General features: G+C 69.6%; 6 protein-coding genes and 2 riboswitches. Of the genes, 3 read left to right on the top strand and 3 right to left on the bottom strand.

Annotated elements, in window-relative coordinates:
- Positions 1-49 precede the first annotated feature (49 nt).
- Positions 50-141: riboswitch (adenosylcobalamin (AdoCbl) riboswitch) on the bottom strand.
- A gap of 44 nt (positions 142-185) precedes the next feature.
- Complete coding sequence (gene cbiE, locus N2M23_RS17775; RefSeq protein ID WP_265447334.1) at positions 186-1,457, top strand: precorrin-6y C5,15-methyltransferase (decarboxylating) subunit CbiE; 1,272 nt, start codon at positions 186-188, stop codon at positions 1,455-1,457.
- On the top strand, positions 1,454-2,212 hold the full coding sequence (gene cobM, locus N2M23_RS17770) for a precorrin-4 C(11)-methyltransferase (RefSeq protein WP_265447332.1): 759 nt from the start codon (positions 1,454-1,456) through the stop codon (positions 2,210-2,212). Before cbiE ends, cobM begins: the two co-directional genes overlap by 4 nt.
- Here the strand turns inward: cobM and N2M23_RS17765 are convergent.
- Genes N2M23_RS17765 through N2M23_RS17755 form a run of 3 tightly spaced genes read right to left on the bottom strand, consistent with a single transcriptional unit; the run spans position 2,203 to position 5,550 of the window.
- Positions 2,203-3,762 carry a precorrin-2 C(20)-methyltransferase gene (locus N2M23_RS17765; RefSeq protein WP_265447330.1) on the bottom strand — a complete coding sequence of 520 codons (1,560 nt, stop codon included), beginning with the start codon at positions 3,760-3,762 and terminating at the stop codon, positions 2,203-2,205. The genes cobM and N2M23_RS17765 overlap by 10 nt on opposite strands.
- A complete protein-coding gene (locus N2M23_RS17760; protein ID WP_265447328.1) occupies positions 3,762-4,436 on the bottom strand; it encodes a precorrin-8X methylmutase in 675 nt (224 codons plus the stop codon). The genes N2M23_RS17765 and N2M23_RS17760 overlap by 1 nt, the downstream gene beginning before the upstream one ends.
- Positions 4,429-5,550, bottom strand: a complete 1,122-nt coding sequence (locus tag N2M23_RS17755; protein WP_265447326.1) for a cobalamin biosynthesis protein CobG — start codon at positions 5,548-5,550, stop codon at positions 4,429-4,431. The genes N2M23_RS17760 and N2M23_RS17755 overlap by 8 nt, the downstream gene beginning before the upstream one ends.
- Positions 5,551-5,582: 32 nt before the next feature.
- Positions 5,583-5,700: riboswitch (cobalamin riboswitch) on the top strand.
- Positions 5,701-5,756: 56 nt separating this feature from the next.
- Here N2M23_RS17755 and cobN point away from each other — a divergent pair.
- Positions 5,757-9,425 carry a cobaltochelatase subunit CobN gene (cobN, locus tag N2M23_RS17750; protein ID WP_265447325.1) on the top strand — a complete coding sequence of 1,223 codons (3,669 nt, stop codon included), beginning with the start codon at positions 5,757-5,759 and terminating at the stop codon, positions 9,423-9,425.
- Positions 9,426-9,483: the final 58 nt, after the last annotated feature.

The raw sequence follows: 9,483 nt of genomic DNA, 5'->3' as shown, positions 1-9,483 counted from the left end.
TGAGTGCCTCGCTCACCGTTGCCCGGACACGCCCGCGGCGCGGGTCGTGTGCCCCCGGTGACGTTCTGACTCTCCCGGGTTGCCCGGGATCACAGCGGCGGGACCGTCCCGGATTCGCACCGGAGTTCCTCGCCGAGGGCATGGGCATCATGTCACGAAGGGCCGGCGCAGATTACTGTGGCGGCGTGATTGAGGTCGTCGGCTGCCCCGCGAGCGGCGTGGCCGACCTGCCCGCCACCCAGCTCTCCCTGCTGTATGACGCAGCACTCGTCATCTCCTCGCGCCGCCTGCTGAGCGCTCTCGACTCCTTGGACCCCGCTCCCAGGGCGGAGCGTCGCCCCTGGCCGACGCCGCTGCTACCCGGTCTCGACGATCTGCTCGACTCGGTCGGCGAGCCCGGCGACGGGTCTGTTGTGGTGCTCGCGACCGGCGACCCGCTGCTGTCCGGCATCGGCAGCACTCTGCTGCGACGCCTCGGGCCGGAGCGGGTGCGAGTGCACCCGGCGGTGTCGTCTCTTGCGGTCGCCCGGGCCAGGATGGGCTGGCCGGCGGAGACCACCTCGTGGGTGTCGGTCGTCGGCCGCCCGATCGGCCGGGTGACCCCACTGCTCACGCCCCGTGCGCGGGTGCTGGTGCTGAGCTCGGACGAGACCACGCCGGCGCAGCTGTCTGCCTTGCTCACCGACCGCGGCCTGGGTGACACCCGCGTCACGGTTCTGGGCGACTTGGACACGCAGACGGAGTCCCGGCACGACTGCACAGCAGCCGAATTCGCCTACCAGGCACCGAGACTCAACATCGTCGCTCTGCAACTTCCCGCGGTCGCTGCTGGGCATCCCGGCCCGTTCGGCGGCGAGAACGCGTTGCTCGGTGGTGCCGCCGGTCGACCGGACGATGCCTTTCACACCGACGGTCAGCTCACCAAGGCCGAGGTGCGCGCGATCGCACTGGCCCGATTGCGTCCCGCTCCCGGCGCCGTGCTCTGGGACCTCGGTGCTGGCAGCGGGTCCGTTGCTCTCGAGTGGTGCCTGCGCCATACCTCCGCACGGGCGTATGCCGTGGAGCGGCGCGCGGACCGAGTGGCGTTGATCGAGCACAACGCAGCCGAGGCCGGTGCAGATCTGCACGTGCTCGCGACCGACATCGGCAGTGCGTTGGTGGAGCTGGTCGACCTGGACCGTCCCGATGCGATCTTCCTCGGCGCCGGCGTCACCGAACCGGTGCTCAAGCGGTGCCTTGCTGCGCTGCGACCCGGCGGCCGGTTGGTTGCCCACGCGGTGACGCTGGAGTCGGAAGGCGTTCTGGTGCAGGCATATCGGCGTATCGTCGCCGAGGGCGGAAGTGCGACCCTGCGCCGCGTCGCCGTCGAATCCGTTGAACCGTTGGGCGAATACCTGAGCCTGCGCCCGGCCCGCGCGATCGTGCAGTTGGCCATCCAGCAGGATGGTGCGCCGTGACCGTCCACTTCATCGGCGCCGGACCGGGTGCCGCCGACCTGCTCACCGTCCGCGCCGTCCGGTTGCTCCAGCAGAGCCCGGTGTGCCTGTATGCCGGCACCTACCTCGACGCAGAAGTGCTCGGGCACTGTCCGCCGGACGCGAAGCTGGTCGACACCCAACACCTTGACCTGGACACGATCACCGCCGAGCTGGTGGCCGCCCACGGCGCCGGTCAGGACGTCGCGCGACTCTGCTCCGGCGACCCGTCGGTCTTCTCGGCGGTCGCGGAGCAGGCGCGCCGACTCGACGCTGCGGGCGTGCCATGGGACGTCTGCCCCGGAGTGCCTGCGTATGCCGCGGCAGCCGCGCTCGCCGGACGCGAACTCACCGTGCCGGAGGTCGCGCAGTCGGTGGTGCTGACTCGCACACAACGGGATTCGACGCGGATGCCGAGAGGAGAGACGCTTGAGGCGTTCGCCGCTACGGGAGCAACGCTGGTGTTGCACCTGTCGATCCGACGGGTGCGTGAGATCGCCGAGCGGCTCACGCCGTTCTACGGCGCCGACTGTCCGGTGGTCATCGGCAGCCGGGTGACCCAGCCGGACGAGCTGGTGTTGCGGGGCACGCTTGCCGACATCGCGGAGCAGACGGAGCGGCACGGCCTGAAACAGGCCGCCGTGATCATCGTCGGCCGGGCGGTCGACAGCCGCGATTTCGTGGAGTCACACCTGTATTCGGGTGCGTCGCGAGACCCTGACGTGGCTCAGGACTGAAAGCGCGGCGTCCAGACCGCGCCGGAGCCGGTGACCGTGGTCGTGCTCGATCCGACGATCACCAGACAACCCATGTCGACCGTCTCCGGGTCGAAGTCGCGCAACGTCGTCACGCTGACCGTCTCATCCGCTTTGCCGATGCGCCGACCGATCACCACGACCCGATCGCCGTCAGTGGCGTCCAGCAGAACCTCACGAGCACGAGCCAGCCCTCCGGGGCGGGTCACACTGCGCGGGTTATAGATCGCGATTGCCATGTCGGCCGCCGCCAACGAGCGAAGTCGCTGCTCGATCACCTCCCACGGCTTCAACCGGTCCGACAATGAGACGAGCGCGTGGTCGCCGCCCAGGGGCGCACCGACGCGGGCCGAGGCGGCGTGAGCGGCGGTGACGCCGGGGTGCACCCGCACTTCTATCGCCTTGTATGACGGGTCCTCGGCACCGGCGGTCTGCTGCGCCTCCAATACCGCTGACGCCATGGCGAATACGCCCGGGTCGCCTCCGGACACCACTGCGACGTCGTCCCCGCCGCGGGCGAGATCGAGCGCGGCGACACCCCGGTCGACCTCGACGGTGTTGGCCGAGTAGTGACGGGTCAGGCCCTCACGTGGCACGACGCGCTCGACATACGGGCGGTAGCCAAGGACATGGCGCACCTGGCCGAGAATCCGTTCGGTCTCCGGGGTCACCCAGTCGTCCGGCCCCGGGCCGAGCCCCAGGACGTGCACCGTCCCGGTCCGTCCCGTGGGACGGGCGGATGGCGCCGAGTCTTCGGATTGTGTTGGTGTTGTTGCGCGTCCGGCTGCGTCCGCTCGCAGGTCGCGGCCGGTGATCACGATCATGGACATGTAGGGGACCGTCGTCGGGTCGACCTCGGTGATGGGCTTCACCCGCTGACGATCGCTGCTCGCCCGCTCGACATACCAGGCCCGGTCGAGCAGGCCCGCCTGGCGGACCGCTTCCAGGACGTTCGGGAAGGTGCGGCCGAGCTTCATGATCACCGCCGCGTCGGTGGCGCTCAACCGGTCGGCGAGGTCGCGCACCGGCAGTGTGCCAGGCAGCACCGTGAGCGTGTCCTCGTGCCGGCAGAGCCCGGTGCCGACCGCCGCTGTGGCGGCAGCCATGGAGGTGACACCTGGCACCACCTCGACCGGGAAGCGCGGCTTCAACAGGTCGTGCACATACATGAACGATCCGAAGAAGAGCGGGTCTCCCTCGGCGAGTACGACGACAGAGCGTCCGGCCGTCAGATGCGCCGCCAGCCGCTCGGCGCATTCGTCGTAGAACTCGGCAAGCAGGGCGTGGTAACCACCGGGGTGATCAGCCGTGCCGGTCGTCACCGGATAGATGAGCTCCTCCCGGATGACGTTGTCCGGCAGGTAATCCCGCGCGATCGAGAGCGCAACCGAATCCTTGTGGGCGGCCCGGTGGTAGGCGACGACATCCGCGGAGCCGATCAGGCCAGCCGCCGCCACGGTGAGCAGCGACGGGTCACCGGGGCCGACGCCGACGCCGTAGAGCTGACCTGATGCGGCCGTTCGAGTGCGCACTACGCCAACTCGTCGGGGTGGGCCAGAGCATTGAGAGTGGCCGCTGCCATGGCCGACCCGCCGCGCCGTCCGTGCACCACCAGCCAGGGCACCTGGCCGCCCGGCAGCGCGTGCTCTGCGAGCGCCACCTTTGACTCCGCCGAACCGACGAATCCGACTGGCATGCCGATGATTGCAGCCGGCCGCGGGGCCCCGTCGGCGAGCAGCTCCAGCAGGTGGAACAGCGCGGTCGGCGCGTTGCCGATCGCGACGACCGCGCCGTCGAGCCGGTCCTGCCACAGCGACACCGCCGCCGCCGAGCGAGTGGTGCCCCACTCCGCGGCGAGCTCGGTAGTGCGCGGGTCGCGCAGCGTGCACAGCACCTGGTTGTCGGCGGGGAGTCGTCGGCGGGTCACGCCGCGGGCCAGCATCTCGCTGTCGGTGAGGATCGCAGCGCCTGATGCGAGCGCCACGCGCGCAGCGGTCACCACGTCGGGATGGCCGGCGAGTTGCCGCACGACGTCCACGTCGCCTGCCGCGTGCGCCACTCGCACCGCAACCGGGCGGAGCGGCGCAGGCAGGTCGTGCAACGGTGCTTCGGCACGGATGATCCCGAACGACTCCCGATAGATCGACAGCCCGTCGGTCTCGTAGTCGTAGCGTCGGCTAGGACGGCGAACCGCATTGTCATTCATGCGTTGTGGTGGTCTTCCAGGCATCCATCAGGTCGTCGGCTGTCGCGTCGGATCGTGGCACGAGGCCGACGTGAGCATGCGCCGGGGTCCCGCAGCGACGTTCGCAGCCGCTCAGGTGCAGGGGGGTGTCGGGTGCGCTCGCCCGGTCCAGCAGAGCGCGTGCCAGCGGGAGAGTTTGGACATTGGTGCGACCACACCACGGCGCGCCGAGGCAGGCTGTGACCGCGGGCGCGTCGTCGGTCACGAGCCCCTCGTCCCGGGCAGCGGTCACGGCGGGTGGAGCGGCTTCCGGCCGCCCGATCGGCACCGCGACGGCCTTCCACGGCGTCAGCTCAACCCGGTCGGACCCAAGCCGATCGGCGAGGTTGGACAGAGCGGTCAGCTCCCCGGCGCCGAGCAACCCCAGCGGTATGCCGGCCAGCGCGTGTTGGCCGTGCACGCCGGGCTGTGGCGGGCGGACTACCGGTGGGGTCCACGGCGCTAACCCGGCGAAAACCATTGACTCAGGCGGGAGTTGGTGAGTGCGCCATACCCCGATGTGGGGGCGGCTGGCGAGAAACTGCTCGGCCAAGGCAAGGGCACTGGTGATCTCGGCACCGGGCTCCACTTCGCGCCCGACATACGTCAGGTCGGGCCGGCGCACCGCGACCGCACCGGGACGTATGACGATGTCGGCACCGGATCCACCGATGGCCGTAGGGGTTTCGCCCTCGACCGCGAAGAGGAACCGTCCGGGTAGCCCCGCGAGTGCGGGCCGACCGCACAGCTCACGGTCGAGTTGTCGCGCCGTGCTGGCTGCCGTGGACGAGAACGGTGCGGTCAGCACGTTGCGAGCCAGCTCGTGCGTGGTCGACGGCAGCAGCCCTAGCCGGCTGATCTCGGCCACGAACGCATCGGGCAGCGGATCCGGCAGGCCGCGCACCTGCAAGTTGGCCCGGGACGTGAGTTGCAAGAACGGCGCGCCGTAGCCGTCGGCGAGTTGCAGGAGGGCCTGCAGAGTCGGCAGTGGCAGCCACCCTCCGGGCAGGCGCAGCCGCACGATGGCCCCGTCGCCGCCCGGATGAGGCCGCAACACTCCCGGGCACGCGTCAGGGGTGGGCAATTGCGGCGTCACGGCTCCCGAGCGTACGCGGGTGCATCGGTGGATTAGAGTCGGCCGCGGTCGGGTGGTCTGGAAGCCGGTGTGAATCCGGCGCGGTCCCGCCACTGTGAGCCGTGCATCCCGCGGCAAGTCAGGAACAGCGTCCGGCCGGCGCGCGACGCACGTCGCGCGTCCCACACCGGATCGCAGGGGCGCGGACCCCGCGAAGGAGACCGCCGATGACGCGCATTGCCCTGCTGTCGACGTCCGACACCGACCTGTTGTCCGCTCGCGCGAGCGGCGCCGACTACCTGCTGGCCAACCCGACCAGGCCGGGCCCGGTCGATCTGGCAGCTGCGATCACCACTTCCGACATCGTGGTGATCCGCCTCCTCGGCAACCCCGACGAGTTGCAGGCTTACCTTGCTCAGGCGCGCGCCGCGGGCAAGCCGCTGGTCGTGCTCGGCGGTGAGCAGACCCCGAACGCAGCGCTGATGGAGCTGTCGACCGCGCCGGCGGGCGTCGTTCACCAGGCGCACACCTACTTCGTGCAGGGCGGAGCCGACAACCTGCGCAGCCTGCACGGCTTCCTGGCGTCCACCCTTCGGCTGACCGATGACGACTTTGACCCGCCCGCCACCCTGCCGAGCTGGGGCGCGCTGGATCGCCCTGCAGTTGTGGATGATTCGGCTGTTCGTCCGAGGGTTGGCATTCTCTTCTACCGGGCGCAGTATGTCGCGGGTAACGATGCATACGCCCATGCACTCGCCGATGCAGTGGACGCCGCCGGTGGCATCGGGCAGCCGCTCTACGTCAGCTCCTTGCGGGACGCCGACGACGACCTGCTCTCGCATCTCCAGTCGTATGACGTCCTGGTCACGACTGTGCTGGCCGCGGGTGGCACCAAGCCCGGCACGGCCGGGGCCGGGGGTGACGACGAGGCATGGGACGTGGCCGCGCTCGCCGCGCTGGACGTCCCGATCATCCAGGGGCTGTGCCTGACCTGGTCCCGCGCCGAGTGGGCGGCCTCCGACGACGGGATGTCCCCGCTCGATGTCGCGACCCAGGTCGCCGTGCCGGAGTTTGACGGCCGACTGATCTCGGTTCCGTTCTCGTTCAAGGAGATCGACGCCGACGGGCTACCCGCTTACGTCGCCGACCCGGAGCGCTGCGCGGCGGTCGCGGGGCTCGCGGTCAACCACGGGCGACTGCGTCATACCCCGGTGGGGGAGCGGCGGATCGCGGTGGTTTTGTCGGCATACCCGACCAAGCACTCCCGCATCGGCAATGCGGTCGGGCTCGACACACCGGTCTCCACCATCCGGTTGCTGCGCGCGATGTGCGACGCGGGCTACGACGTCGGCGACCCGGCGGCGATCCCGGGGCTGGTGCCGCTGCCGGCCGTCGAGGGCGAGGAGCCCGACACCACGAGCGGCAACGCGCTGATCCACGCGCTGATCGCGGCCGGTGGTCAGGACCCCGACTGGCTCACCGAGCAGCAGCTCAGCGAGCACGTCGTGCGCATTCCGGCGGCTCGCTACCGGCAGTGGTTCGACGCGCTGCCCGACGACCTGCGCCAGTCGATGACGCAGAAGTGGGGAGAGGCACCCGGTTCGCTCTACGTCGACAGGTCGCGCGTCGGTCAGCCGGGTGCGGACCCGGGCGGCGAAATTGTTTGTGCGGCAATGGTGTCCGGCAACGTCGTCATACTCGTGCAGCCTCCTCGAGGATTCGGCGAGAACCCGATCGCGATCTATCACGATCCGGACCTGCCACTGACGCATCACTACCTTGCGACCTACCGGTGGCTGCAGGAGGAGTTCGGGGCGCACGCCGTCGTGCACGTCGGCAAGCACGGCAACCTCGAATGGCTGCCGGGTAAGAACCTCGCGATGTCGCCCAGCTGCGGCACCGATGCTGCCCTCGGCACGATGCCGCTGATCTATCCGTTCCTGGTGAACGACCCGGGGGAGGGCACTCAGGCCAAGCGCCGCGCGCACGCGACCGTCGTTGACCATCTGGTGCCGCCGATGGCTCGTGCCGAGTCCTATGGCGACATCGCTCGGCTCGAACAGCTGCTGGACGAGTACGGCAACGTCGCAGCCATGGACCCGGCGAAGGCACCCGCGCTGCGCGCTCAGATCTGGACTCTGATCCAGGCCGCGAAAATGGACCACGATCTCGGTGTTTCCGGTGTCGACGTTGATGATTCGGATGCCTTCGACGACTTCGTGATGCACGTCGACGGCTGGCTGTGCGAGGTCAAGGACGTGCAGATCCGGGACGGGTTGCACATCCTCGGGCAGACGCCCGCCGGTGCGGGCCAGGTCAATCTGGTCCTGGCGATGCTCCGAGCTACGCAGATGTTCGACGGCACGACGGCCGCGGTGCCGGGTCTGCGCACCACCCTCGGCCTCGACGAGTCCGAGGGTGACCGTGGCGCGGTGGACCGGGCGGAGCAGACCGCACGGTCTCTCGTGCAAGCCGTGGCCAATGCCGGTTGGAGCCTGGACGCCGTGGACGACGCGGTCGCCGGCGTGCTCGGTGCGCCGAACGAGCAGGCCTCTGCTGCCTTGCGGTTCGCCTGCACGCAGATCGTGCCGCGTCTCGACCGGACACCGGACGAGCTGGCCAACGTGCTGCGGGCACTCGACGGCCGTTACATCGCTGCCGGCCCGTCCGGCTCCCCGTTGCGTGGTCTGATCAACGTGCTGCCCACCGGGCGCAACTTCTACTCGGTCGATCCGAAGGCGATTCCGTCGCGCCTGGCCTACGAGACCGGCCAGCTGATGGCCGAGTCTCTGCTCGACCGATACCGCGAGGAAACCGGTGAACTTCCGCGGTCCGTGGGCATTTCCGCATGGGGCACGTCCGCCATGCGCACCTCCGGCGACGACATCGGCGAGATCCTCGCGCTCCTCGGCGTGACGCCGGTCTGGGACGAGGCATCTCGCCGCGTCACCGGACTCGAGCCGATCGGGCTGGCCGAGCTGGGCCGCCCGCGCATCGACGTGACCGTGCGCATTTCCGGCTTCTTCCGGGACGCCTTCCCGCACGTCATCGCGCTGCTCGACGATGCCGTCGCCCTTGTGGCCGGACTCGACGAGCCGGAGGAGCAAAACTTCGTGCGGGCGCATGCTCGCGCCGACGAGGCCGAGCACGGTGACATCCGCCGGGCCCGCACCCGCATCTTCGGCTCGAAGCCCGGCTCTTACGGGGCAGGGGTCCTGCAGGTCGTCGAATCCGGTGAGTGGCGCGGCGACAGCGACCTGGCCGAGGTCTACACCGCGTGGGGTGGTTACGCCTATGGCCGCGATCTCGACGGCAAGCCGGCACGGGAGGACATGGAGCGCAGCTACCGTCGCATCGAGGTCGCTGCCAAGAACATCGACAACCGCGAGAGCGACATCCTCGACGCCGACGACTACTTCCAGTACCACGGCGGCATGGTCGCCACCGTCCGTCAGCTGAGCGGTCAGGAACCCAGAGCGTACGTCGGTGATTCGACGAATCCCGGTGCGGTGCGGACACGTTCGCTGCAGGAGGAGACCAATCGAGTCTTCCGGTCACGGGTGGTCAACCCGCGCTGGATCGCCGCGATGCGCAAGCACGGTTACAAGGGTGCCTTCGAGCTTGCCGCCACGGTCGACTACCTCTTCGGTTTCGACGCTACGGCCGGCGTGGTGGCAGACCACATGTACGAGCAGATCGCCGGCGCCTACGTGCTGGACAAGGAGAACCAGGACTTCCTGCGTCAAGCCAATCCCTGGGCACTGCAGGGCATTGTCGAGCGGCTGACCGAAGCGGTCGAGCGTGGCCTGTGGGAAGACCCTGACCAGGAGACGATCGAGGCGATGCAGCGGATCTATCTCGACGTCGAGGGCGACCTCGAAGATGACGGCGCCTGAGCGCGGCTTCCGCCGACCGACCCCGGTGGTCGGCGACCGGTCGTCTGCACGTGAACGC

The organism is Flexivirga meconopsidis (genome assembly GCF_026162425.1).
Classification (GTDB): Bacteria; Actinomycetota; Actinomycetes; order Actinomycetales; family Dermatophilaceae; genus Flexivirga; species Flexivirga meconopsidis.
The sequence above is the reverse complement of the archived record's forward strand: the minus strand, read 5'-3'. Positions and strand labels throughout refer to the sequence as shown.

Bases quoted from the DNA above. Each gene is read 5' to 3' on its own strand.
- N2M23_RS17760 (WP_265447328.1), bottom strand. From the start codon at position 4,436: ATGAATGACAATGCGGTTCGCCGTCCTAGCCGACGCTACGACTACGAG.
- cobN (WP_265447325.1), top strand. From the start codon at position 5,757: ATGACGCGCATTGCCCTGCTGTCGACGTCCGACACCGACCTGTTGTCC.